The organism is Brevundimonas sp. (assembly GCF_044239655.1).
Lineage (GTDB): Bacteria > Pseudomonadota > Alphaproteobacteria > Caulobacterales > Caulobacteraceae > Brevundimonas.
In genome coordinates this window covers 1-23,261 of sequence record NZ_JBIIAY010000005.1, presented here as the reverse complement: position 1 = coordinate 23,261, position 23,261 = coordinate 1, and the positions used below count along the sequence as shown (strand labels likewise).

Annotated in this window: 24 protein-coding genes; 14 read left to right on the top strand and 10 right to left on the bottom strand. The window is 65.8% G+C overall.

The features are described from left to right. Window positions 1–7: 7 nt before the first annotated feature. Together ACILQR_RS01500 and ACILQR_RS01495 are read right to left on the bottom strand one after the other, a co-directional pair. Window positions 8–1,615 (bottom strand): GMC family oxidoreductase, encoded by a 1,608-nt coding sequence (locus ACILQR_RS01500; protein WP_395649755.1) that lies wholly within the window; start codon window positions 1,613–1,615, stop codon window positions 8–10. Further along, window positions 1,608–2,723, bottom strand: a complete 1,116-nt coding sequence (locus tag ACILQR_RS01495; RefSeq protein ID WP_395649754.1) for an NAD(P)/FAD-dependent oxidoreductase — start codon at window positions 2,721–2,723, stop codon at window positions 1,608–1,610. Before ACILQR_RS01495 ends, ACILQR_RS01500 begins: the two co-directional genes overlap by 8 nt. Window positions 2,724–2,859: 136 nt before the next feature. Here ACILQR_RS01495 and ACILQR_RS01490 point away from each other — a divergent pair, with 136 nt between their 5' ends. Next, window positions 2,860–3,639, top strand: coding sequence for an IclR family transcriptional regulator (locus ACILQR_RS01490; RefSeq protein WP_395649753.1), 780 nt, complete (start codon window positions 2,860–2,862; stop codon window positions 3,637–3,639). A 39-nt stretch (window positions 3,640–3,678) separates the two neighbouring features. Here the strand turns inward: ACILQR_RS01490 and ACILQR_RS01485 are convergent, their stop codons facing one another. From ACILQR_RS01485 to ACILQR_RS01465, 5 genes are all read right to left on the bottom strand, one after another. Next, window positions 3,679–4,911 (bottom strand): amidohydrolase family protein, encoded by a 1,233-nt coding sequence (locus ACILQR_RS01485; RefSeq protein WP_395649752.1) that lies wholly within the window; start codon window positions 4,909–4,911, stop codon window positions 3,679–3,681. Window positions 4,912–5,340: 429 nt separating this feature from the next. After that, window positions 5,341–5,787, bottom strand: a complete 447-nt coding sequence (locus ACILQR_RS01480) for an acyl-CoA thioesterase (protein ID WP_395649751.1) — start codon at window positions 5,785–5,787, stop codon at window positions 5,341–5,343. A 4-nt stretch (window positions 5,788–5,791) separates the two neighbouring features. Further along, complete coding sequence (locus ACILQR_RS01475) at window positions 5,792–6,931, bottom strand: thiolase C-terminal domain-containing protein (protein WP_395649750.1); 1,140 nt, start codon at window positions 6,929–6,931, stop codon at window positions 5,792–5,794. Between the two features lie 9 nt (window positions 6,932–6,940). After that, a complete protein-coding gene (locus ACILQR_RS01470; protein ID WP_395649749.1) occupies window positions 6,941–7,372 on the bottom strand; it encodes a Zn-ribbon domain-containing OB-fold protein in 432 nt (143 codons plus the stop codon). Window positions 7,373–7,379: 7 nt separating this feature from the next. Continuing rightward, complete coding sequence (locus ACILQR_RS01465; RefSeq protein WP_395649748.1) at window positions 7,380–8,186, bottom strand: crotonase/enoyl-CoA hydratase family protein; 807 nt, start codon at window positions 8,184–8,186, stop codon at window positions 7,380–7,382. Window positions 8,187–8,393: 207 nt separating this feature from the next. Between ACILQR_RS01465 and ACILQR_RS01460 the strand changes: the two genes are divergently transcribed. From ACILQR_RS01460 to ACILQR_RS01435, 6 genes are all read left to right on the top strand, one after another. Continuing rightward, entirely contained in the window at window positions 8,394–9,620 is a 1,227-nt protein-coding gene (locus tag ACILQR_RS01460) for a CaiB/BaiF CoA transferase family protein (protein WP_395649747.1), read from the top strand. Continuing rightward, entirely contained in the window at window positions 9,517–10,452 is a 936-nt protein-coding gene (locus ACILQR_RS01455; RefSeq protein ID WP_395649784.1) for an enoyl-CoA hydratase, read from the top strand. Before ACILQR_RS01460 ends, ACILQR_RS01455 begins: the two co-directional genes overlap by 104 nt. A gap of 14 nt (window positions 10,453–10,466) precedes the next feature. Continuing rightward, window positions 10,467–11,150 carry an SDR family NAD(P)-dependent oxidoreductase gene (locus tag ACILQR_RS01450; RefSeq protein WP_395649746.1) on the top strand — a complete coding sequence of 228 codons (684 nt, stop codon included), beginning with the start codon at window positions 10,467–10,469 and terminating at the stop codon, window positions 11,148–11,150. After that, the gene (locus ACILQR_RS01445; protein ID WP_395649745.1) at window positions 11,150–12,049 is read left to right on the top strand and encodes a crotonase/enoyl-CoA hydratase family protein; all 900 of its coding nucleotides are present in this window, start codon (window positions 11,150–11,152) and stop codon (window positions 12,047–12,049) included. Before ACILQR_RS01450 ends, ACILQR_RS01445 begins: the two co-directional genes overlap by 1 nt. A 113-nt stretch (window positions 12,050–12,162) precedes the next feature. Then, window positions 12,163–12,906, top strand: a complete 744-nt coding sequence (locus tag ACILQR_RS01440; protein ID WP_395649744.1) for a GntR family transcriptional regulator — start codon at window positions 12,163–12,165, stop codon at window positions 12,904–12,906. A gap of 129 nt (window positions 12,907–13,035) precedes the next feature. After that, window positions 13,036–13,842 carry an IclR family transcriptional regulator gene (locus ACILQR_RS01435; RefSeq protein ID WP_395649743.1) on the top strand — a complete coding sequence of 269 codons (807 nt, stop codon included), beginning with the start codon at window positions 13,036–13,038 and terminating at the stop codon, window positions 13,840–13,842. A 58-nt stretch (window positions 13,843–13,900) separates the two neighbouring features. Here ACILQR_RS01435 and ACILQR_RS01430 read toward each other — a convergent pair whose 3' ends face one another. Genes ACILQR_RS01430 through ACILQR_RS01420 form a run of 3 tightly spaced genes read right to left on the bottom strand, consistent with a single transcriptional unit; the run spans window position 13,901 to window position 16,207 of the window. Then, a complete protein-coding gene (locus ACILQR_RS01430) occupies window positions 13,901–15,043 on the bottom strand; it encodes a thiolase (protein WP_395649742.1) in 1,143 nt (380 codons plus the stop codon). Beyond that, on the bottom strand, window positions 15,040–15,432 hold the full coding sequence (locus tag ACILQR_RS01425) for a Zn-ribbon domain-containing OB-fold protein (RefSeq protein ID WP_395649741.1): 393 nt from the start codon (window positions 15,430–15,432) through the stop codon (window positions 15,040–15,042). Before ACILQR_RS01425 ends, ACILQR_RS01430 begins: the two co-directional genes overlap by 4 nt. Before the next feature lie 4 nt (window positions 15,433–15,436). Further along, on the bottom strand, window positions 15,437–16,207 hold the full coding sequence (locus ACILQR_RS01420; RefSeq protein WP_395649740.1) for an enoyl-CoA hydratase/isomerase family protein: 771 nt from the start codon (window positions 16,205–16,207) through the stop codon (window positions 15,437–15,439). A 149-nt stretch (window positions 16,208–16,356) separates the two neighbouring features. Here ACILQR_RS01420 and ACILQR_RS01415 point away from each other — a divergent pair, with 149 nt between their 5' ends. From ACILQR_RS01415 to ACILQR_RS01385, 7 genes are all read left to right on the top strand, one after another. After that, a complete protein-coding gene (locus ACILQR_RS01415) occupies window positions 16,357–17,502 on the top strand; it encodes an acyl-CoA dehydrogenase family protein (protein ID WP_395649739.1) in 1,146 nt (381 codons plus the stop codon). After that, window positions 17,499–18,497, top strand: a complete 999-nt coding sequence (locus ACILQR_RS01410) for an acyl-CoA dehydrogenase family protein (RefSeq protein ID WP_395649738.1) — start codon at window positions 17,499–17,501, stop codon at window positions 18,495–18,497. Before ACILQR_RS01415 ends, ACILQR_RS01410 begins: the two co-directional genes overlap by 4 nt. Before the next feature lie 18 nt (window positions 18,498–18,515). Continuing rightward, window positions 18,516–19,697, top strand: coding sequence for an acetyl-CoA C-acyltransferase (locus tag ACILQR_RS01405; RefSeq protein WP_395649737.1), 1,182 nt, complete (start codon window positions 18,516–18,518; stop codon window positions 19,695–19,697). Then, a complete protein-coding gene (locus ACILQR_RS01400) occupies window positions 19,697–20,515 on the top strand; it encodes an enoyl-CoA hydratase/isomerase family protein (protein WP_395649736.1) in 819 nt (272 codons plus the stop codon). Before ACILQR_RS01405 ends, ACILQR_RS01400 begins: the two co-directional genes overlap by 1 nt. Before the next feature lie 10 nt (window positions 20,516–20,525). Next, window positions 20,526–21,638 (top strand): acyl-CoA dehydrogenase family protein, encoded by a 1,113-nt coding sequence (locus ACILQR_RS01395; protein WP_395649735.1) that lies wholly within the window; start codon window positions 20,526–20,528, stop codon window positions 21,636–21,638. Window positions 21,639–21,649: 11 nt separating this feature from the next. Next, the gene (locus ACILQR_RS01390; RefSeq protein WP_395649734.1) at window positions 21,650–22,885 is read left to right on the top strand and encodes an acyl-CoA dehydrogenase family protein; all 1,236 of its coding nucleotides are present in this window, start codon (window positions 21,650–21,652) and stop codon (window positions 22,883–22,885) included. An 8-nt stretch (window positions 22,886–22,893) separates the two neighbouring features. Further along, window positions 22,894–23,261, top strand: a 368-nt coding sequence (locus ACILQR_RS01385) for an enoyl-CoA hydratase/isomerase family protein (protein ID WP_395649733.1), incomplete at its 3' end; no start/stop codon positions are given.

Sequence of the window (23,261 nt, the reverse complement as noted above, 5' to 3'; positions counted from 1 at the left end):
TGGGCCTTCAGGCCTGGGCGTCTTCGAGGATCATGGCGGCGGCTTTTTCCGCGATCATGACGATGCCGGCGTGGGTGTTGCCGGACAGGACCGACGGCATGATCGAGCCGTCGGCGACCCGCAGCCCCGTCAGGCCATGGACGCGCAGCCGGGCGTCCACGACCGCGCCGGGATCGGCTCCCATCCGGGCCGTGCAGGTCGGATGATAGATGGTGCTTCCCGAGGCCCGGCAATAGGCCAGCAACTGCTCATCACTCATGCATTCGAGACCCGGCTCGACCTCGGCCGCGACAAAGGGGGCGATGGTGGGCTGACGAAGAATGTCGCGCAAAACCTTGAGGCCGCCGATCGTGACGCGCCGGTCGGTCTCGGTGGCGAGATAGTTGGGGTCGATGGCGGGCTGGACCGACGGATCCCGGCTGACGATCTTCAGCGTGCCCCGGCTTTCGGGACGCAACTGGCAGGCCGAGGCGGTGAAGCCCGAGAAGTCATGCAGCCTGTCGCCCATCTTGGTGGTCGAGAAGTTGATGAAGTGGATCTGGGTGTCGGCCAGGCTCAGGGCCGGATCGGTCTTGAGAAAGGCTCCCGCATAGCCCGCGCTGACCGTCAGGGGGCCGCGTCTCTGCAAGGCGAATTTCAGCCCGACCAGCGCCATCCGGAAGGGATTACGCATGTCGTCGTTGAAGGTGAAGGCGCGGGTACTGCGCATCACCATTCGGACCTGCAAATGGTCCTGGAGATCGTCACCGACGCCTTTCAGGTCATGGATGACCGGGATATCGACGCCGTGCAACAGCGCGCCCGGGCCGACGCCGGACAACTGCATCAGTTGCGGCGAGCCGATGGCCCCGGCCGAGAGAACGACCTCGCGCGAAGCCGAGGCGTGAAAGGGCCGCCCCTCGACGGTCCACTCGACACCGGCGGCGCGTCGGCCGTCTAAGCGGATGCGCCCCGCATGGGCTTTGGTGACGATGGTCAGGTTCGGACGACGCTTGGCCGGATTCAGATAGGCCACCGCCGAACTGACCCGCAGGCCGTGGCGCGAGGTCGTCTGATAATAGCCTGCGCCTTCCTGGGTCGCGCCGTTGAAGTCGGGGTTGCGCGGATGGCCGGCCTGTTCGGCGGCGGTGATAAAGGCGTCACACAGCGGGTGGGGCTCGGACTGGTCCGAGACGGGCAGAGGGCCGCCCTGACCGTGCCAGGCGTCGGTGCCCCGGGCCTGATCCTCTGCCCGCTTGAAGAAAGGTAGGACGTCGTCGAAGCCCCAGCCGACATTGCCCTGCTGACGCCAGCCATCGAAATCCTCGTGCTGGCCCCGGACATAGACCAGGCCGTTGATCGAGCTCGACCCGCCCAGAACCTTGCCGCGCGGCTGGTTGATAATCCGGTCGTTCAGGCCGGGTTGCGGCGTGGTTTTGTAGAGCCAGTTGACCTTGGGGTCGTTGAACAGTTTGCCGTAGCCCAGCGGGATATGGATCCAGGGATTGGTGTCTGCGCCGCCCGCCTCGAGCAGCAGCACCGTGTGACGGCCGTCGGCGCTCAGCCGATTGGCCAGGACGCAGCCCGCCGAACCCGCCCCGACGATGATGAAGTCGAAGGCGCCCAGATCAGACATCGAGGATCTCCGCCGCATGGGCCGCGACGACATCGGCGATGGCGAGCGATGAGGTCAGGCCGGGGCTTTCGATGCCGAACAGATTGATCAGCCCGGTCCGCTGATCACCCGGCGCGACGTCGATGCGAAAGTCGGCGGCCGGTTCGCCAGGCCCCGATATCTTGGGCCGCACGCCCGCGTATCCGGGGGTCAGCGCATCATCGGCCAGGGCCGGCCAGTATCTGCGTACCGCGCCGTAGAACTTGTCCGCCCGGGCAGGATCGACGTCATAGTCGGGGGCCGCGACCCATTCGACGTCGGGTCCGAACTTGGCCTGACCGCCCATGTCGAGGGTCAGGTGGACGCCCAGTCCGCCGGGCTCGGGGGTCGGATAGATCAGCCGGCTGAACGGCGAACGGCCCGACAGGGTGAAATAGCTGCCCTTGGCGTAATGAGCGGTCGCCTGGTGATCCGGGGTCAGGCCTTCGACGCGATCGGCCAGGTCGGGGGCGTCGAGACCCGTACTGTTGACCACCAGCCGCGCCTTTAGGCGCGGCTCGTCGTCTTCGCCGGTGGTCAGGGCCACGCCGTCGGCATCCAGCCGCAGCCTCGTGACAGGCGTGCCATAGGCGATCATCGCGCCCCCGGCCTCGGCCTCGCCGAGCAGGGACAGCATATAGGCGTGGGAATCAATGATGCCGGTCGACGGGGAGAGCAGGGCGGCAACGCAGGCCAGGGCCGGCTCCATCGCCCGGGCCTGCTCGGCTGTGAGCCAGGTCAGGTCATCGACGCCGTTGGCCGCGGCGGCTGCGGCGATTCGGTGTAGCTCCGGGATCTGATCGGCATGGGTCGCCACGATCAGCTTGCCACAGCGGCGGTGCGGGATGTGGCGGCTGGCGCAATAGTCATAGAGGGCCTGCCTGCCCTCGACGCACAGCCGGGCCTTGAGCGAGCCCTGCGGATAATAGATGCCGGCATGAATGACCTCGCTATTGCGCGAGCTGACGCCGGATCCGATGTGCGTTTCCCGCTCCAGGATGATGACCTCGCGCCCCGCCATCGCCAGGGCGCGCGCCGCCGCGAGACCGACGACCCCGGCCCCGATCACCACGCATTCGATCGTATCCATGACGCCTGCGAAAGCACGGGGGCGGCGTTCGGGGAAGGCTTGCGGCGACAGGATCGTGAGCGCGATCAGAGAGCGTCCTGACGGGTGTCGCGAACCGGCGACCTCGCTTAACCTGTCGTCGGAACAAGGAGTCGCCGTGGCGGACGAAATTGACAAGGGTGAAAGCGGCGGGCCGCGCGCCATGGGCCGCGTGCTGGCCCTGCTGGAGCTGCTGGCGCGCACGCCGGTGGGACTGCCGCTGGCCGACATCTCGGTCGCGCTGGGGGTTCCAAAGAGCACTCTATTGAACAGCCTCAGGCCGCTGGTAGTCGATGACTTCCTGGTGGTCGAGGGCGTCCTCTACCGGCTGGGACCGCGCGCGTTCCGGCTCGCGGCGACGATCGGCTCGGCCTATGATCTTCCGCGCATGGTGCGGGGCTATCTGCGTGCGCTGGCCGAAGAGACGCAGGAATCGGTCTGTCTGGCCGTGCTGGATCAGGAGATGCGCCGCTTCGTCTATATCGACGTGATCGAGAGTTCGCGGCCGGTCCGGTACGCGATGCGGCTCGGGATGAGCGGTCCCCTGTATTCGACGGCGGCGGGTCGGGTGCTGCTCGCCTATCAGACGCCGGACTATCAGGACGACTATATCGCCAAGGCGAAGCTGGTCGCCTTGACCGATCGAACCAACACCGACCGCGATGTGCTGCGCCGTCAGCTTGAAGAGGTGCGACAGACGGGGCTCTGGGTCAGCCTGGGCGAGTCGGTCGAGGATTCGGCCGCGGTGGCGGCACCGGTTTTTGGACCTGACGGTGCGATCCTGGCCGCCATTTCGCTGGGCGCGCCGTCCGATCGGCTCGTCGCCAACCGGGAGGCCCTGACGGCGGCGGTCGTCAAGACGGCCGCGCATGCCTCGGGAGGCATGGCGGCCGTCTGATCGCGGAGGAACTTGCGGGTTCCCGCGACGTCGGAGGGATCAGACGGCCAGGCCGGCCATCTTCATCCCGTTCCCGTACATGACCTTGGCGGTGTCGGCGTCGGTCAGGTCCTTGCAGGCCTCGTCAGCGAAAATGCGCGGCTCCTCGACCCCTTCGGAGTGGGGATAGTCGGACCCCATCAGAAGCCAGTCGGCGTCGCCGGTCTGGCGAACGATTTCGCCGATGTTGTCTTCGGGATAGGCGACGATCTTGACGTGCCGCTTGAAGATCTTCGACGGCCGCTCCTTGAGCTGGCCGGCGGGCCAGTAGCCGTTCTTGGCCATGCCCCGGACCTTGTCCATCTTGACCAGCATGGACGGCACCCATTCGGCGCCGTTCTCGGCCGAAATCAGCGTGATGTTCGGGAACCGCTCGAAGAAGTTCAGCAGGATGAAACTGGACAGGGTCTCGATTACCGGCCGTTCCGAATAGCCGTGCATCCACATGAAGGCGGTCTGGCGCAGGCGGGACTTCTGCATCGGCTCGCCCCACACGGCCATATGATCCTTAAGATAGATGGCCTCCGACACGTGGAAGACGACGCCGATGCCGGCCTCGTTAAGGATGGCCCAGAAGGGGTCATGGTCAGGGTGTGCCGGAGCCTTGCCGTTGTAGGGACCCATCGGCATCAGGACGAATTTCGCGCCGTTGGCCACGACCCATTTCGCCTGTTCGATTGCTTGGGGCAGGTCAGCCAGGGTCACCACGGGGCATGAGAAGATCTTGTTCTTGTAGTTGAACTTCCACTGGTCAAGCATCCAGCGATTATAGGCATTCAGGATGGCGTAGGCCGGGTCCGGCTCGTCCAGATAGCTGATCGCCGAGACGAAATTGCCGCAATAGAGCATCGAAGAGCGGACATCCCATTTGTCGAGGATCTTCTCGCGCTCGACGGGGTCGGTCATGGTGGGGGTGATCGGCACACGCAGATCGACCTCGGCCTTGCCTTCCTTCTGGGCCCGCAGCCATTCGTGCAGCTTGCCGGGGGGCGGGATCAGGAAGTCCTCGGTCATATAGTCGGCGCTGATCTCGACCTTGCGCTTGCCGACGTGCAGGGCGAACTGGCCGTCGTCCGCGACCTTGTAGTTCAGGCCCCAGTCGGCCTTGTATTTGGCGGGCACATAGACGTCGAAGGCCTCGGGCGTTTCATACAGATGGGTGTCGGCGTCGAAGATCGGGCCCTTGTAGCGCCAGCCGGCGTTCTGGATGTCGGAAAGGTCCTGGGCGGACATGAACAGCCTCCAGCCGATCGAGGGTCGGCATCAAAAGTCGAATGACGTTCCGTTTTCTGTATTCAGCCTCGAATGTCAAGCGCGGGCGCAGGGGATCGGTCCTGCGATGTCGCCCGGGTCCAGGCCTCAGGCCGGCAGGATGTCTGCGGCTTCACGGCAATCCGAGCAGCTTGAGGAGTTTATTCCTTCTTCGCCCTTGCGTCCTGCATCTGTCACCACCATCTGCCTTGTCGATTTTTTGAAAAGTCAGATCGTGGAGGAAGTCGCGACAGCATCGGATTTCACATAATCTGGCGGTGGTTTCCGGGCCTGCCGCCCAAGTCACTGTTTTTGCTTGTACGACCGTGGCGGTTTGGCGCTTTGGCGGCCTGTTTTCAAGACCGCCACCGCCATCCGTGAACACCCGATCCGACCTGTGTGTCGATCAACCTAGCCGACCACCAGGTCGGCGACCGAGGCCTTCTGCTCCGCCGTCAGCGAGAGGGGTCTGCGGGTTGCTCGATCGACATAGACGTGGACGAAGTATCCGGCGGCCACCGGGCCCTCGCGACCCTCGCCGAACAGGCCGATCTCGAAACGCAGGGACTTGTCCCCGAGACGGCCGATGCGGACCCCCGCCTGAACGATCTCGGGGAACTCGACGGGGGCCAGGAAATTGCAATGGCTCTCGACGCACAGGCCGATCGAGGGCGAGTCCGGCAACCAGATCACCTTCCGCTCGAACAGCATCCGCGTCACCGCCGTGTCGAACCAGCTATAATAGATGATGTTGTTGGCGTGGCCGTAGGGGTCGCCGTCGGCCCAGCGGGTCGGGATATCCAGCCACCAGCGATAGTCGCCACGCCGTTCGTCCTGGGGCGTCCTGGGCTCGGCCACGGCCTCAGGCCTTCTCGAACAGATGGACGGCGGCCGCGGTACCCAGGCCGACCACGTGGGTCAGGCCGACCCTGGCCCCCTCGACCTGACGGGCCCCCGCCTCGCCGCGCAGATGCAGGGCGACCTCGTACATGTTGGCGATCCCGGTCGCGCCCAGCGGGTGGCCCTTGGACAGCAGCCCGCCCGAGACATTGACCGGCACGCGGCCGCCGAGCGCGGTGACCCCCTCGTCAATCAGCCGCCCCGCCTGACCGGGCTCGCAGATGCCCAGGTTCTCGTAGTGCAGCAGTTCGGCCGTGGCGAAACAGTCGTGCAGTTCGATCAGGCTGACGTCCGACGGCCCAATGCCCGCCTGCTCATAGGCTGATTTCGCGGCCAGCTGCGTACAGCCGTTGACGTCCGGCATGATGGGATTGCGCGGGTTCCACGGATCGGACGCGAGAGCCGAGGCCAGGACGCGGATCGCCCGGGTCAGGCCCATCTCGCGCGCCTTCTTCTCGGACACCACGACCACGGCCGCGGCCCCGTCAACGTTCACCGAACACATCAGCTTGGTGTTGGGATAGGCGATCATCTCAGAGGCCATGACCTCTTCGAGAGGCGTCTCCTTCTGATAGACGGCCTTGGGATTCATGGTGGAGTGGTGGTGGTTCTTCACCGACACCTTGGCGAACTGCTCGAAGGTCGTGCCCCACAGCCCTGCATGCTCCATGCCGGATTCGGCGAAGACGGCGGGCATGGAGGCCGAGCCGAACAGGCCCTCCAGCGAGATGCCCGTCTCGTGGCCCGCGCCCAGCATGCCGCGCGGCATCTTCTCGACCCCGACCGCCAGGACGACGTCATAGAGCCCTGATTTCACGGCGATCCAGGCCTCGCGGAACGCCGAGGCACCGGTCGCGCAGGCGTTGGAGATGTTGGTGACGGGGATGCCGGTCTGGCCGATCTCGCGCATGATCGCCTGGCCGGTCATGTCATAGGCCCCGAATACCGAGCCGCAATACATGGCCTGGACGTCGTGGACGGTCAGGCCCGCATCGTCGAGGGCCAGAAGCGCCGCCTCGCCACCCAGCTGGGCGAAGGTGCGGTCCGGATATTTGCCGAACTTCAGCATGTCGATGCCGAGGATGTAGACGGTCTCGCTCATGTCAGGTCCTCAGGCGGGTTCGAAGAAGAAGGCGACATAGGACGCGCCGTCCTTGTCGGTGCGGCCCATGGCGTCGTCGAACACCATGCGGACGGGCAGGCCGGCCGGCAGGGCCTCCGGCTCTGCCGCGACATTGATCAGATTGCCCTTCAGCGTCAGGCCGTCGTCCAGGTCGATGATGGCCGAGACGAACGGAACCGGCACGCCGGGATAGGACCGGCGCACGATCGAATAGGCATGGAGCTTTCCGGTCGTGGGCGCGCGATAGGTCTCGATGGATCCTCGGGCGCCACAGGCGGGGCAGGCCAGGTGGACGGCGGCCGTCCGGGCATCACAGACGGTGCAGCGCCGCCCCTCGACCCAGGCCCCGCTGTCGTCGACGCGGATATAGGGCTGGGCCGGGCGGGCGGTCAGTGGCGTGATCTGGTCGGTATGGCTCATGTCGGTCTCAGGCCCCGGTGAAGTTGGGCGGGCGTTTGTCGAGGAAGGCCTCGACGGCTTCCTTGTGATCGGCGGTCTCGTGGGCCAGGGCCTGGAAAGCGGCCGAAAGCTCGAGCACGTCGGGCAAGCGGGAATGCTGGCCCTCGCGCAGCAGCTTCTTGGCCATGCGCACGGCCCGGGGAGGGTTGGCGGCGACCCGGTCGGCCAGCTTGAACGCCTCGTCCATGACCTGGTCGGCGGGAACCACCTTGTTGACCAGGCCCATGCCCCTGGCCTCTGCGGCCGTGTATGTATCGCCGGTCAGGATCATCTCAGCGGCATTCGCATAGCCGACGATGCGCGGCAGGATCCAGGCCCCGCCGTCACCGGGAACGATGCCCATCTTGACGAAGCTGGCCGCGAACTTGGCAGCATCCGACGCCACCCGCATGTCGCACAGGCAGGCGATGTCGCAGCCCAGGCCGATGGCGTGGCCGTTGACCGCGGCGATGGAGGCGATCTCCAGCCCCGCAAAGGCCAGGGCGATCTTCTGGACGCCCTTCTTGTAGTTGTCGCGGGTATCGGCGGGGGTCGCCAGGGGGCCGATGCCGTTGCGGTCGCGCATGCCCTCAAGGTTCCCGCCCGCGGAAAAGGCCGATCCTGCGCCGGTGAGCACGAGCACGGACACGTTGCGATCGGCATTGGCCCGTTCCACGGCCTCGACCAGTTCGGCGCAATCGGAATGTTCGCCTATCGCATTGCGCCTGTCGGGTCGATTGAGGGTCAGCAGGGCGATCCGGCCCCGGGTTTCGTAGAGAACGAAGGGTTCGCGCATGGCGTAGGTCTTCCTCCCGGAGGCCGGGGTTGCGTGGCGGCAAACCACCGGGAAACGCATCCTGCCACAAGCACCACGTCCGATCCGGGCCAGACATATCGGTCACACGATGACGCACCGCCACGCCTTGTCTCCCGGGGCGACTTCACGACCATGAGAGGCTGAGAGGTGCGCTCGGCAGCGGGCGTGAGGGAGGAGTTTTCGCCTATGTCGTCCAAGACCCTGCAGGGTGTCAGGATCCTGGATCTGAGCCGGGTGCTCGCCGCGCCGCTGGCGAGCCAGATGCTGGCCGACCTCGGCGCCGAGGTCATCAAGGTCGAACGCCCCGGCGGCGGCGACGAATCGCGCGAGTACGGCCCGCCCTTCCTGGCCGACGAGGCCGGCAATCCGACCACCGACGCCGCCTTCTACCTGAGCTGCAACCGCAACAAACGCTCGCTTACGGTCGATCTGGCCTCGGCCGACGGTCAGGAGGTCATTCGGAGACTGGCCGCGAACAGCGACGTCGTGCTCGAGAACTTTAAGACCGGGGCGCTGAAGAAGTACGGCCTCGACTACGAAGGCCTGAAGGCAGTCAATCCGCAGCTGATCTATTGCTCGATCACCGGGTTCGGCCAGACGGGGCCCCTGTCTCACAAGCCCGGCTACGACGGGGTGTTTCAGGCCATGGGCGGGATGATGAGCGTCTCCGGCTTGCCCGACGGCGTGCCGGGCGGCGGCCCCATGAAGGTCGGCATCTCCATGGTCGACATCCTGACCAGCCTCTATGCGTCGAGCGCGATCCTTGCGGCCCTGCATCACCGGGATGTGTCGAACGGCCCGGGACAGCACATCGATCTGTCGCTACTGGATTGCGGCGTCGCCTCTCTGAGCCACTTCGCCATGAGCTATCTGGTGTCGGGGGACATCCCGACACGGCGCGGCAACGGCGGATACGGCGGGATCCCGTCCCAGACCTTCCGCTGCTCGGACCGCGACTTGTTTCTGACGGCGGGCAACAATCCCCAGTTCGCGCGCCTGTGTCGGGTTCTGGAGCGACCTGACCTGATCGCCGACCCCCGGTTCGACAGTACCGCCGGCCGGATCTGCAACCGCGACGCTCTGCTGGACATCGTGGACGCGGTCTTCCTGACCCGGACGGCGGCCGACTGGCTGGAACGCCTGGACGCGGCCGACGTGCCGTCCAGCATCGTCAACGACATCGCCGACGCCCTGGCCAATCCGCAGATCCAGCACCGCGAGATGGTGCGCGAGATTGCCCATCCGGTCGCCGGTTCCATGAAGGTGCTAAGCAATCCGATCCGGCTGTCCGAGACTCCGATCGAGGACTATTCCGCGCCGCCCCTCGTCGGCCAGCACACCGACGAAATTCTGGCCGGGGCGGGTTACTCGCCCGACGAAATCCAGGCACTTCGGCGCGCCCGCGCCGTCTGACCCCTCCCGGCGTACGCGCCACTGCACCTCAAGGACCACCGCCATGACCGACAAGATTCTCAGCCGCAAGGACGGCGCGATCGGCCACATGATCTTCAACAATCCGGACAAGCTGAACGCCATCTCTCTGGAGATGTGGGAAGGCATGTCGACGATCATGGCCGACTTCGAAAGCGACCCCTCGGTCCGGGTCATCGTGATCTCGGGCGCCGGCGGCGTGTCCTTCATCGCCGGTGCTGACGTCTCGAAATACGAGGAAGAGCGGATGGGCGAGAACGCCCAGGAACACTATGCCCAGACGGGCGAACGCGGTCTGTCGGCGGTCTATAACTCTGAGAAGGTGACGATCGCGGCCATCGACGGCTGGTGCATCGGCGGCGGCATCTCGGTCGCCGTGTCCTGCGACCTGCGCTACTGCTCGTCCAAGTCGAAGTTCGGTCAGCCGGCCATGCGCTACGGCATCGGCTATCGCTACAAGAGCCTGTCGCGGCTGGTGGACATCATCGGTGTGCCGGCGTCCAAGGACATGCTGCTAGGGGGGCTGCAATTCACCGCCGAGGAAGCCCTGACCAAGGGCCTGGTCGGTCGGGTCGTCGCCGAGGGCGAGGAGTTCGACGCCTTCATCAAGAAGACGGCGGTCCAGATCGCCGGTGGAGCCCCCCTGACCGCGAAGCAGGTGAAGTTCACTCTGGCCAACATCCTCAAGGATCCGGCGGATCGTGATCTGGCCAAGTGCGAGGAGATGTTCCAGACCTGCTATGCGTCCTCGGACTACAAGGAAGGCATTCGCGCCTTTGCCGAAAAGCGCAAGCCGGCGTTCACCGGCGCCTGACCGGAGCCGTCGACATGCAGGGCAAGATCGTCGTCATCACCGGAGCCTTCGGCGCTCTGGGCCGGACTGTCGCGGCGCGAGCCGCTGCAGAGGGAGCGCTCGTCGTCGCCGTCGACTATGCGCCCGAGCCTCCGGCCGGCCTGGTCGAGGCCCTGGGTGAAGGTGCGCTGATCAAGGGCGAAGTCGATCTGTCCGACGCAATGGCCGCCCAGGCGGCGATCACCTCAGCCGGGCGGGTCGATGTCCTGATCAACATTGCTGGCGGTTTCGCCTGGGAGACGGTCGGGGAGGGGGATGTCGCGACCTGGGACAGACTGCACGGCCTGAACGTCATGACAACCTTGAACGCCTGTCGCGCGGCGATGCCGCTGCTGGTCCAGAGTGCGGCTGGACGGATCGTCAACATCGGGGCGAACGGCGCGGTCAAGGCCGGGACCGGCATGGGGGCCTACGCGGCATCCAAGGCGGGTGTTCATCGCCTGACCGAGGCCCTGGCCGAGGAGTACAAGGGTAAGGCGACCGTCAACGCCGTCCTGCCGTCGATCATCGACACGGCGGCGAACCGCGCAGACATGCCGGACGCCGATTTTTCGACCTGGGTCAGCCCGGATGAGCTGGCATCGGTGATCCTGTTCCTGGGCTCCGATGCGGCCAGCGCGGTGACGGGCGCCCTGATCCCCGTGACCGGACGCGTCTGATGACCTATCGCGGCAAATGGCTGAACGACCCCCAGGAGGTCCTTTTCGAGGTTTCCGACCGGATCGCCCGCATCACCCTGAACAAGCCCGACAAGCGCAACGCCCTGTCGCCGCTGACCCTCCAGGAAATGCACGACGCCATGCTGGAGGCCGACGACCGGCTGGACGTCAACGTCATCATCCTCCAAGGCGCAGGCAAGGACTTCTGCGCGGGTTACGATCTGGCGGGGGTTTATGCCGGCCGGCGGGCCGAAAGCGAGATCGACACTTCCGCCTATCGCAGCTCGTCCGGCAGCTATGACGACGACGCATGGTTCATGGAACGACAGCAGGCGCTGACGACGGTCATCTTCGACCTACACAAGCCGGTCATTGCCCGGGTGCAGGGCAACTGTCTGGCCGGAGGCACCGACCTGGCCCTGATGTGCGACTTTGTCATCGTTTCGGATGAGGCGAAGATCGGATTTCCGGCGACCCGAGCCAACGGCTCGCCGCCGAACCATATGTGGATCTATCATTGCGGGCCGCAGTGGGCGAAGCGCATCCTGATGACCGGCGACAGCATTCGCGGGCAGGACGCCGTGACCATAGGCCTGGCTCTCGAATCGGCACCGGCCGATCAGCTGGACGCGGCCGTGGACGAGCTAGCCCGACGGCTGTCGTTCGTGGATAACGAGTTGCTCTCCGCGCACAAGCGGATCGTCAACCTGGCGCTTGAGGGTATGGGTGCCCGGACGATCCAGAGGCTGGCGGCCGAGAACGACGCCCGCGCACATCTGTCCAAAGGGCCGCGCCGAACGGGCTTTAAGGCCGACATGGCCGAGCATGGCCTGAAGACCGCGCTGACCAATCGCGACGCGCCTTTCGGCGACGGAATCGTATCCCTGCGCAAGGATTGATGCTGCATCGCAGCGATCAGGGGCGCGATTTGAAACGTCCATAGTTTGATGCTGGCGAAAGGGACGTTAGGTTGTCGATACGCCCTGATCGGCGCTGACACGTCGGGTATCGAATGCTGCTCCAGGCCGGGCCTCTTCCCCTATATCACCAGCTGGAACAGGACCTGCGCGCCCGGGTGAACGGCAGCGAGTTCCAACCGGGCGACCTGTTGCCGTCGGAAGAGCGAATCTGCGAGCAGTACGGCGTCAGCCGGATCACGGTCCGCCGGGCGCTGGACGCCCTGATTGCCCAAGGGCTTATCGTCAAGCGACGCGGAGTCGGGTCCTTCGTCGCCGAAGCCCGCGTCGGCGCACGGTCCATTCGTTTGAAGGGCTCGCTGGATGAATTCCTGTCGGGGGCCGGGGTGATGGAGCCCGATCACCTTTCCCTGACGCGCGATGCGCGCAACCCGACTGCGGCGGCGATCCTGAACCTGCCCGATGACGCCCAACTGACCTGCGTCAAGCTGCTCAGCCGGATCGGCGGCGAACCGGCAGCCTATCTGGAAATCTATTTCCCGAACGAAGTGGGCCGTCAGCTTGAAGAGACAGACTTCCAGACCGCAGGGGTGCCGATCATCAGGGCGGTGGAGCGCCGCCTGAACGTGCGGGTCAGCCGGGCCGAACAGAAGATCGAATCGGGCGTCGCCGGAGAAGTCGCCGCCGCGCACCTGGAACTTCAGCCGTCAGATCCTGTCTTGCTGGTCACGCGCGCCTACTTCCTGCCGAACGGTCAGGTGATCGAGGCGGCGTTCGTTCGTTATCACCCGTCACGCTACAGCTATGTGATCGAGTTCAACGCCGATAGCCGCGCCTGACACCGGCTGCCATCGCGGCGCGATAACTGAACACCATTCGAGAAAAATGAAAATTGCCGTGCGACCCATTGCGCGACTCTACTTGTTATGACAGCATGACATCATAAGAAAGAAACAAGGGAGGTCGTCGTGAAGTCTCTGGACCCGAAAAAGATCAAGTCCGCCCAACGCGCCCTGGAGGTGCTGGAGTATTTCACGGACGAGCGTCCGACCGCCACGGTCATGGATATCGCGCGCTCCATGAACTACCCGCAGTCCAGCACGTCCGAACTGCTAGGTTGCCTGGTGGCCCTCGGCTATCTGGACCGTGATCGTGACGCCCGGACCTATCGCCCCACCGCGCGTGTCGCCGTCATCGGATCCTCGGTCCAGCCCGACCTGTTCCGCAAGGGTCGTCTCCTGGCGATCCTCGATCACCTGGCCGAAGAGGCCGGTGTCGCGGTGACCTTGGCCCACAAGGTCGGGATGTCGATGCAGTACATCCACCTGGTTCGCCCGGCCGGTCACGCTACGCCTGCGGGTGTTGGTACGGCGACTGGTCTGGCGTCGTCATCCGCAGGCAAGGCCTTGCTGGCGACCTTCGATCCCAACCTGGTCCGCAAGCTGGTCCACCGCATCAATGCTGAGGCTCACGAGTCGGCTCCGCGTATCTGTGCGACTGAACTGGCGGACGAACTGCGTGCCGCCAGCATCCAGGGCTATGCCATGGCGGTCGAAGATGATCTGGCCAGCCTGTCGATGCTGGTCTCGCTGTCGCGCGACGCTGCGCCGCTGGTCCTGACCATCCATGGCGACGCGGCCTTCTTTGCCGAGAACCGCGACTGGCTGCTGCAGATGACGCGGGGGTCGATCGCGCGCCTGACGAATCCGACGGCACCGCGTCCCTTGGCCGAGCCGCTCAATCTCGATGCCGAGCCTCAGCGCCGCTTCGCCTGAACCGACTCCTCCTGAACCTTCACAGGGCCGCGTCGAAAGGCGCGGCCTTTTTTTCGGTCTATGCCCGGCCCAGGATCACCGTGGCCTGGCTGGACAGGACTCCACCGTTGCCGTGGGCTATCGCATGGGCGGCGTCGGCAACCTGGCGGTCTCCGGCCTCACCGCGAAGTTGGCGCACCGCCTCGATGATGGGGAACAGGCCGTACATGCCGGGGTGACAGCAGGACAAGCCACCGCCGTTCGTGTTGACGGGAAGCTGGCCGCCGGGGGCGATCCGGCCGTCCTGAACGAAATGGGCACCCTCGCCCTTGGGGCAGAAGCCGAGGTCTTCCAGGAACAGGATCGTGTTGATGGTGAAGGCGTCATAGACTTGCACCACGTCGATGTCGGCCGGCGTCAGGCCGGCGCGGACGTAGGCGCGTTCGCCAGAGCGTCTGGCGGCGGTGACGGTCAGGTCGTCGAGCCAGCCGATCTCTCGGTGATGGGTTTCGGCGGCGGCACCGAGGACGGCGACGGGCGTCTTCTTCAGATCGCGCGCACGGTCGGCCCGGGTCATGACCACGGCGGCGGCCCCGTCAGTGACCAGGCAGCAGTCGAGGACCGACAGCGGATCCGACACCAAGCGCGATGCGAGGTACTCGTCGAGGGTCAGCGGTTCGCGCTTGAAAGCTTCGGGATTCAGCATCGCCCACTGACGTGCCGCGACCGCGACGGCCCCCAATTGCTCGCGGGTCGCGCCGTACTGGTGCATGTAGCGGGCTGCGGCGAGGGCGTAGGAACTGACCGGATTCAACGGCTTGTAGGGCGCTTCGTAACGCATCGGGAGAACCGTCGAGACCAGCTTTCCGGTCGAGGTGGCCTGGTTGGAGCCGTAGGCGATCAGGGCGCAGTCGATGGCACCCGCATCCAGCAGATAGGCGGCGTGTTCGACATAGGTCTGAAAGGCCGAACCACCTGTACGATTGTTGTCGGTGACCCTGGGCTGGATGCCGAGGTACTGGGCGAAGGACAGGCCGCCCATGGTGTCTGTCGGGTGGCAGAAGAACAGGCCGTCGACGTCGGCGAGGGACAGGCCGGCATCTTCGAGCGCCATGGAACTGGCGATGGCGGCGAGGTCCGACGCTTCGTAGCCGGGGGCCTTGCCCTGGCCGAAGGTAGCCGCCCCGACGATGGCGGTGCGGCCGCGCGGAAAGTCGCTCATGCCGGTTGCTCCACCAGGTCGAAGACCACGACGGGTTCGCCCTCCTGGTTGATGATCCGGGCCTGCACGGCTGACCCGATTCTGACGGCTGTAGGATCGAGACCGTCGACTCGGCTCATCATCCGCGGCCCTTCGGCCAGGTCGATCAGGGCGACGTTGTAGTTGGGCTCAGGCGGCTTCTTGCGCACCACGGTCGTCGAATAGACGACACCCCGGCCCGACGCCTCGACCCATTCCAGATCGCGCGCTCCCGTGCCCGGAGCGACGGCGCGGGGATAGAAGACGGATACGCCGGAACTTCTGGAGCGTTGGATCATGAACCGGCCCTCGGCCAGGAAGGCGCGGAACTCGATGTCGGGATGGGTAACGGGAAGGGCGTCGGCGGACACGGGATCAGTTCGCCACGAAGACGGCTTTGCGCTTCTCCTTGAAGGAGGTCGTCCCCTCCTTGAAGTCCTCGGTCTGGACCATCAGCGGCTGGATATTGGCCTCGAAGTCCAGGGCCTGATCAAAGGTCTGGGCGGTGGCGGCCTCGAACTGGCGTTTGGCCATACCGATGGCGATGGTTGGGGCGACGGCGAAGCTGGCCGCCAGCTCTTTTGCCTTCGCCAGGGCCTCACCTGGTGGAGTGGCGTGGAGGGCCAGACCCAGCTGGGCCGCCTCGGTGCCGCTGACGAAGCGACCCGAGTACATGATATCCTTGGCGCGCTGGATGGGGACATAGCGGGTCAGGAGGAAGGCGGCACCGCCGTCGGGGGCCAGGCCGATATGGCGGAAGGCGAACTGGAAGCGCGCGTTCTCGGCCGCCACGACCATGTCGGTCGACAGGGCCATGGCCCAGGACATGCCGATGCAGACGCCCTCGACGGCCGCGATCACGGGCTTGTTTGTGCTGGCGATGGCGCGCGACATCCGGTGCATGTGGCGCATGCGGTAGAGCGAGCCCCGCACCCCGCCGCCGCCCATTTCGCCCACGTCGGCACCGGCGCTGAAGTCCGATCCGGCCCCGGTCAGGATGATGGCGCGAACGCTGTCGTCGTCCTGGCATTTCAGAAAGGCCTGTTCGATGTCGATGCGCATCGCCAGCAGGATGGCGTTCTTCCGCTCCGGCCGGTTGATGGTGATGATCGCGACGCCGTCTTCGATCGTCAGGTCGATGGCCATGTCATTTCACTCCTTGAATGCGCATCGGCTTAGCACCGGCTACTCGGTCATGACGAGCCGAAGCGGGGCCGGCGACGGGGCCATATCGCGGCTGCGATAGGGACCGGGCCGATCTTGTCGGGCGAGGGCGGTCGGGCAATCTGGACCCTGTGCAGACCTTTGACGCTCATCCTTTCGATCCGCCTGCGGGTGTTGACGCGCTTCGTCGCGAAGTGCGCGAGTTCATTGCGCGCGAAGCCCCGGCGAGCGACGCTGCGGGTCGCGCGAACTCATGGGCGGTCTGCGACGCCGGGTTCAGCCGGGCCATGGGTCGGGCAGGCTATATCGGGATGATCTGGCCCGAGGAATACGGCGGCCGCGCGCGGCATCCCCTGCATCGCTACGTCGTGCTGGAAGAACTATTGGCGGCGGGCGCGCCTGTGGGGATGCACTGGATCGCCGATCGCCAGAGCGGGGCCCTGTTGCTTCGATACGGGACCGAGGAACAGCGGCAGCGCTGGTTGCCGTCGATCGCTGCCGGCGAGACCTATGTGTGTATCGGGATGAGCGAGCCGGGTGCCGGATCGGACCTGGCAGCCATCCGCACGACAGGCGTGCGCGAAGGCGACGGTTGGCGGATCAACGGCCAAAAGGTCTGGACGACCAACGCCCACAACGCCCATCTGATGATCGCCCTTGTGCGCACCGTCGAGGATTCGCAGCGCAACGAGGGTCTGACCCAGTTCCTGGTCCCGATGGACACGCCCGGCGTCATCGTACGGCCGATCATCGACCTGGTCGGCGGGCACGACTTCAACGAGGTGTTCCTCGACAACGTCCTGGTGCCGGATTCGGCGCGAGTAGGGCACGAGGGGAACGGGTGGAAGCAGGTGACGGCCGAGCTGTCGCTTGAGCGGTCGGGGCCGGAACGGTACCTGTCGAGCTATGCCGCCCTGACTGAACTCATCCGGTTCGCCGGACCGGAACCGGAGCCGGTGCTGGCTGGCCTGATCGGGCGGCTGACGGCCGAGTTGTGGACGCTGCGCCAGATGAGCCAGTCGACGGCTGCCAAGCTGGCGACAGGCGACGACCCCGCGCTGGAGGCCGCGATCGTCAAGGACCTTGGCAACAGTTTCGAGCAGGAGGTGCCGCGCGCGATCCAAGCGGCTCTGGACGGCTCGGGGGACCTGTCGGCAGGCAATGATCTGGCGCGGGTGCTGGCGCTGCTGTTGCAGGTGTCGCCGTCGTTCTCGTTGAGGGGCGGCACACGCGAGATCCTTCGCGGCATCATCGCGCGGGGGCTGGGCCTAAGATGAGCGACGCTCGCACCCTTCTGGTCGAAATGGCCGACCGACTGTTCGCCGACCTCGCCGGAGGCCGCGAGGGCGGCTTCGAGGCGCTCTGGCCCGCTGTCGCCGAGGCGGGGTTCGCCAATCTGTTGCTGTCCGAGGACAGGGTCGGGTTCGGGGGTGATTGGGGCGATCTTTTCGCCGTGGCGCGTCTGGCCGGGTTTCACGCGCTGCCGCTACCCATCGGAGAAGCGGCGCTGGCAACCTGGGCACTGGACAGCGCGGGCCTGACGCCGGTGGTAGGCGCAGCGACGATTGCGGGCAGCGCCGAGGGCGAGATCGCCGTGGACCGGTTTAGCGGCGTCCTGAGCGGGGTTCCCTGGGGTGCTGAGGCCGAGGTCGTCGTCGCGGTGCTGAAAGGCATGCTGGTTCGGCTGTCGACCGCCGACGCCTCGGTGGAGCCGCGGGTCAGCCCCGCCGGTGAGCCGCGCGCGGATCTGACCTTCGAGAGGACGTTCGTGGAAAGCGCGCCGACCGACATCGATCTGTTCGCCTGCGGAGCCTTCCTCAGAACGGCCCAGATCGCGGGCGCGCTGGACGCCGCACTGGCTGCCTCGATCGCCTATGCCAACGACAGGGTCCAGTTCGGCAAGCCGATCTCGAAGTTCCAGACGGTCCAGCAGACATTGGCGATCTTCGCCGTCGAGGCAGCAGCGGTAAACTCGGCAGCACAGGCTGCGGCGCGAGCGGCGGACGCGGGCGACGCCGGGCTGGAGTTCGCCGCGGCCAAGCTGCGGGCCAATACGGCGGCTGGGCATGGCGCGGCCCTGGCCCACCAGGTCCACGGCGCGATCGGATTCACGCTGGAATATCCACTGCACCTGCTGACACGTCGCCTGACCGGCTGGCGATGCGAGTTCGGCGGCGACCGCTTCTGGGCAGAGCGTCTCGGCCGCCGGGTCGCCGCGCTCGGTCCCGACGGCCTGTGGCCCGAACTGACCCGGCGGTCGGACGCAGCATAACCATGATGAGATTCCCCGATGCCTGAAGCCGTCATCGTCTCCACCGCGCGTACGCCGATCGGGAGGGCCTTTCGCGGGGCCTTCAACAACACCCATGGGGCCGACCTGGGCGGTCACGTCGTCGCGGCGGCGCTGGAGCGGGCATGCGTCGAGGCATCCGCCGTTGAGGACGTGATCCTGGGCTGCGCCACGCCTGAGGGGCCGACCGGGAACAACATAGCGCGCCAATCCGCATTGAGCGCAGGCTGCCCGGTGTCGGTGCCGGGCTTTACCCTGGACCGGAAATGTTCGTCGGGCCTTCAGGCCATCGCCTTGGCGGCCCAGCGCGTCATCGCGGGTGAGGGGGCCGTCTTCGTCGCCGGCGGGGTCGAAAGCATTTCGCTGACCCATCATTTCATCAATCGCCACCGCAACCGAAGCGACTGGCTGCTGGAGCACAAGGCCGACATCTATGCGCCGATGATCGTGACGGCTGATACGGTCGCGCTACGCTACGGGATCAGCCGTGAGGCGCAGGACGCCTATTCGCTGGAGAGCCAGAAGCGCACGGCCGCCGCCCAGGCCGCCGGCCGCTTCGACACCGAGATCGCGCCGCTGAAGAGTTTGAAACAACTCACCGACAAAGCCGGTCAGGTCACTGGTGAGGAAGACGTGTTGCTCACCAGGGATGAGGGCAATCGTCCGGAGACGACACTGGAGGGCCTGTCGGGTCTGAAGCCGATCATGGGCGAGGACGCCCTCATTACCGCCGGGAATTCGTCCCAGCTGTCCGACGGGGCCAGCGCCTGTGTGGTCATGTCGACGGACGAGGCCCGGCGGCGTGGCCTCACACCGCTGGGACGATTCAAGGGGTTCGCCGTCGCGGGTTGCGAGCCGGACGAAATGGGTATCGGTCCGGTCGTGGCCGTACCGAAACTTCTGGCCCGACATGGGCTGACTGTCGGCGACATCGACCTGTGGGAGCTAAACGAGGCCTTTGCGGTTCAGGTCCTCTATTGCCGGGACACGCTCGGTATCGACCCGGAAAAGTTCAATGTGGACGGCGGCGCGATCGCCATCGGCCACCCCTATGGCATGAGCGGCTCGCGTCTGACCGGACATGCGCTTATCGAAGGTCGGCGGCGAGGCGCGAAGCGGGTCGTCGTGACCATGTGCATCGGCGGGGGCATGGGCGCCGCCGGTCTGTTCGAGATCGACTGATGACCGACCGCTACGCCGCCTTTGACCGACTGAAGTTCGACTGGCCCGCGCCCGGGGTGCTGCGCCTGACCCTGAGCAATCCGGGAAAGGCCAACGCCATTACGCCCCGAATGCATCATCAGCTCGAACAGGTCTGGGCGGCGATCGATGCCGATCCCGAGACGCGCGTGACCATCATCACCGGTGAAGGCAGGGCTTTCTGTGGCGGCGGCGCGTTGGATGACATGCCGGACGAGACAGGGGCGCTGGATCGGGGCCAGCAGTTCTCTCTGGATTTCGGGAATGCGACGCGGCTGGTGAAGAACATCATCGACGCGCGAAAGCCGATCGTTTCAGCCATCAACGGGGCTGCGGTCGGAGCCGGGCTGGCGCTGGCCCTGCTGGCCGACATCTCGATCGCGTCCAGGACGGCCAAGTTGCTGGACGGCCACGTGCGCATAGGGGTTACGGCGGGGGATCACGCAGCGATCGTCTGGCCGCTGCTGTGCGGCATGGCCAAAGCCAAATACTATCTGCTGACCAACCGGACGATGACCGGCGAGGAGGCCGAACGGAACAACCTCGTCTCGCTGGCTGTGGATGCCGAGGCGCTTGAGACGACGTCGATCGAGGTTGCATCGGAACTGGCGGCGGCTGCGCCGACGGCGGTGCGAATGACCAAGCACGTGCTGAATCACTGGCTGCGCCAGAACGCGGCGATCTTCGAGCTGTCGTCCGCCTTGGAGATCGTCAACTTCTTCGGTGCCGAGGCGACCGAGGCCATGGCGGCCATGGTCGAGAAGCGCCCCGCCAACTTCACCACCGACGTCCTGTTCTGAGGAGCGGCCGATGACCGACAGCGACAGCGGCATGGATCTGGAGGCTCTGCGCGACGGCGTGCGCGGGGTGCTGTCGGTACAGGCGTCGCACGAGGCGGTCGTAGCCTTCACGGACCGGCAAGGGACGTTGGACCAGACGCTGTGGGGATTTTCAGCGGAGCTGGGGTGGCTGGCCTTGTTGGTGCCCGAGGATCACGGCGGCCTGGCGCTGGGCGCCCGCGAGCTGTCGGTGGTGTACGAGGAGCTGGGCCGGGCGGTCGCGCCCTTGCCGATGCTTGGGACGTTGCTGGTCGTCGAGGGCTTGATTCAGGGCGGCGATGCGGATCAGCAGACCGCGTGGTTGCCACGTCTGGCGGCCGGGGATCTGGTCGGCACGGTCCCGCTGCTCACGGCCGCCGGGTTCTCCACGACCTTGACCCTGTCGTCGGAGGGCACTGGAGGCTGGGTGTTGGACGGCGTCGTGGACACTCTGCTGGACGGTGCGGCGGCGGGTGTCCTGCTGCTGCCAGCGCGGGAGGGTAACACACTGCGCTGGGTTCTGGTCGAACCCGCCGTGGATGGTGTGAGGCTTGAGAAGGTCGAACTGATGGACCGTACCCGGCATCTGGGGCGGGCGGTGTTCGAGGGTGTCGCTCTACCTGTCGGGCGGGTTCTGGCCGGAGACGCGGGCACCATCGCAGACGTCCTGATCCAGCATGTGGGTCTGGCCCTGGCAGCCGACTCGATCGGCGGTGCTGAAGCGATCCTCGACATCACGCTGGAATATTTGAAGACGCGCCAGCAGTTCGGAAAGCCGATCGGTTCGTTTCAGGCCCTGAAGCACCGTTGCGCCGATCACAAGATCGTTCTGGTGGCGGCGAGCGCTCTGGTTGCCGAGGCAGTCGCCAGGGCCGCTGCCGGGACACCCGACGCCTATCGCTACGCCCTGTCGGCCAAGGCCCTGGCCTGCGAGGTCTATGCCCGGATCGCCCAGGATGCGGTCCAGTTGCACGGCGGCATCGGCTATACCTGGGAGCACACCTGCCATCTGTATCTCAAGCGCGCCAAGCTGAACGAGCAGCTGTTCGGCGGGCCGACGGTGTGGCTCGACGCGGTCTCGGATCGCCTGCTGGCGGCGGCTTGACGGAGATGACGATGACCGCAGTTCTCGCGCCCGTTTCGACCGACGGTTCGTTCGATCCGCTGGCACACAAGGATGATCTGGACGCCTTTCGCGCCGAGGTCCGGGCCTGGCTCGAGGACGTTGTGCCTGCCGACTGGCATGACCGGATGCGCGGCGCGTCCGAGGCCGACTACGTCGCCTTCCAGCGCTGGTGGTTCGCCGAGATGGGCAAGGTGGGTCTGGCGACACCGCACTGGCCGCGCGACTGGGGTGGAGCCGACATCGGCATCCGGCACCAGATCATCATCTTCGAGGAGATCGCCCGGGCCCAGGCACCGAACCCTGACCTGTTTGTGATTTCGCTCTATCACCTGCCCGCGACCCTGTTCGGCCATGGTTCGCAGGCCCAACGCGACCGCTATCTGACGGGGGTCAAGGAGCGGGGCGAGGTCTGGTGTCAGGGGTTTTCCGAGCCGGGAGCGGGATCCGACCTGGCGTCCCTGCGGACCCGTGCCGAGCGCAAGGGCGACGTCTATGTGATCAACGGCCAGAAGGTTTGGTCGTCGTACGGAGCCTTCGCCGACTATTGCCTGCTGCTGGCCCGGACAAATCCGGATGCGCCCAAGAAGCAGCAGGGGATCTCGTACTTCATCCTCGACATGAAGGCCACGGGCGTGACCGTGCGCCCGATCCGTCAGGCGACCGGCCAGGCCGAGTTCTGCGAGGTCTTCCTCGACAATGTCGAAATCCCCGTTGCGGACCTGATCGGCGAGGAGAATGCGGGCTGGACCATCGCCCAGTCGACACTCTCGGCCGAGCGAGGTTTGATCATCTTCGAGCTGTCGGAGCGGATGGCGAGAACGCTGGACGCCGATCTGGCGGAGGCGAAACGCACTGATGCGGCCTGGTTGAAGGATGATCAGCTGAGGCGAGAATTTACAAAGGCCTATAGCGATATGATCGCGCTGCGTCTGATGATCCGGGCGATGATGGAAGAGGTCGAAGCCGATCCGCACACGGTCTCTCCGACGATGCCGACCTATATCAAGGTCCATTTTTCGGAGCTTCTTCGCCGCTACACCGATTTCAGGGTGCGCCTGGCCGGGCTGGACGGACAGATCAAGGCACCCATCGTGTTCGGCGGCGGGCACCAGACGGGGAATGTCATGCACGACTTCGTTCTGAGCTACGCCTGGACTATTTCGGGCGGGGCCAATGAAATCCTCAAGACCGTGATTGCCGAGCGCGCGCTCGGTCTGCCGCGGTAAGGTCCCTCATGAGCGACACCGAACACAACATCCTGATCGACACCCCCGCCGAGGGCGTGGCCCGGATCACCCTGAATCGGCCGGAGGCGCTGAACAGCTTCACCTTCGACATGTACGAGGCGCTGACGGTCGCATTCGAGGGGCTGCGCGATGATCCGGACGTCAGGGTGATCATCCTGACGGGAGAAGGGCGCGCCTTCTGCGCCGGACATGATGTGCGGGCAGGATCGAAGCCGGCCTGGGTCAGGCCAGGCCTGGGCCGTATCCAGTCCGGCAAATACACGATGCGACTGCTGGGTCAGATCCCGATCCTGATGCGTTCGATGCCCCAGCCGATCATCTGTGCGGTCAATGGTACGGCGGCGGGGCTCGGCTA

What these genes read in the sequence shown, in the direction of transcription:
- ACILQR_RS01445 (WP_395649745.1), top strand. Translation starts at nt 11,150, where the DNA reads ATGACCTATCGCGGCAAATGGCTGAACGACCCCCAGGAGGTCCTTTTC.
- ACILQR_RS01495 (WP_395649754.1), bottom strand. Translation starts at nt 2,723, where the DNA reads ATGGATACGATCGAATGCGTGGTGATCGGGGCCGGGGTCGTCGGTCTC.
- ACILQR_RS01475 (WP_395649750.1), bottom strand. Translation starts at nt 6,931, where the DNA reads ATGAGCGAGACCGTCTACATCCTCGGCATCGACATGCTGAAGTTCGGC.
- ACILQR_RS01465 (WP_395649748.1), bottom strand. Translation starts at nt 8,186, where the DNA reads ATGCGCGAACCCTTCGTTCTCTACGAAACCCGGGGCCGGATCGCCCTG.
- ACILQR_RS01405 (WP_395649737.1), top strand. Translation starts at nt 18,516, where the DNA reads ATGCCTGAAGCCGTCATCGTCTCCACCGCGCGTACGCCGATCGGGAGG.
- ACILQR_RS01400 (WP_395649736.1), top strand. Translation starts at nt 19,697, where the DNA reads ATGACCGACCGCTACGCCGCCTTTGACCGACTGAAGTTCGACTGGCCC.
- ACILQR_RS01420 (WP_395649740.1), bottom strand. Translation starts at nt 16,207, where the DNA reads ATGGCCATCGACCTGACGATCGAAGACGGCGTCGCGATCATCACCATC.
- ACILQR_RS01440 (WP_395649744.1), top strand. Translation starts at nt 12,163, where the DNA reads ATGCTGCTCCAGGCCGGGCCTCTTCCCCTATATCACCAGCTGGAACAG.
- ACILQR_RS01395 (WP_395649735.1), top strand. Translation starts at nt 20,526, where the DNA reads ATGACCGACAGCGACAGCGGCATGGATCTGGAGGCTCTGCGCGACGGC.
- ACILQR_RS01390 (WP_395649734.1), top strand. Translation starts at nt 21,650, where the DNA reads ATGACCGCAGTTCTCGCGCCCGTTTCGACCGACGGTTCGTTCGATCCG.
- ACILQR_RS01410 (WP_395649738.1), top strand. Translation starts at nt 17,499, where the DNA reads ATGAGCGACGCTCGCACCCTTCTGGTCGAAATGGCCGACCGACTGTTC.
- ACILQR_RS01470 (WP_395649749.1), bottom strand. Translation starts at nt 7,372, where the DNA reads ATGAGCCATACCGACCAGATCACGCCACTGACCGCCCGCCCGGCCCAG.
- ACILQR_RS01460 (WP_395649747.1), top strand. Translation starts at nt 8,394, where the DNA reads ATGTCGTCCAAGACCCTGCAGGGTGTCAGGATCCTGGATCTGAGCCGG.
- ACILQR_RS01485 (WP_395649752.1), bottom strand. Translation starts at nt 4,911, where the DNA reads ATGTCCGCCCAGGACCTTTCCGACATCCAGAACGCCGGCTGGCGCTAC.
- ACILQR_RS01500 (WP_395649755.1), bottom strand. Translation starts at nt 1,615, where the DNA reads ATGTCTGATCTGGGCGCCTTCGACTTCATCATCGTCGGGGCGGGTTCG.
- ACILQR_RS01430 (WP_395649742.1), bottom strand. Translation starts at nt 15,043, where the DNA reads ATGAGCGACTTTCCGCGCGGCCGCACCGCCATCGTCGGGGCGGCTACC.
- ACILQR_RS01450 (WP_395649746.1), top strand. Translation starts at nt 10,467, where the DNA reads ATGCAGGGCAAGATCGTCGTCATCACCGGAGCCTTCGGCGCTCTGGGC.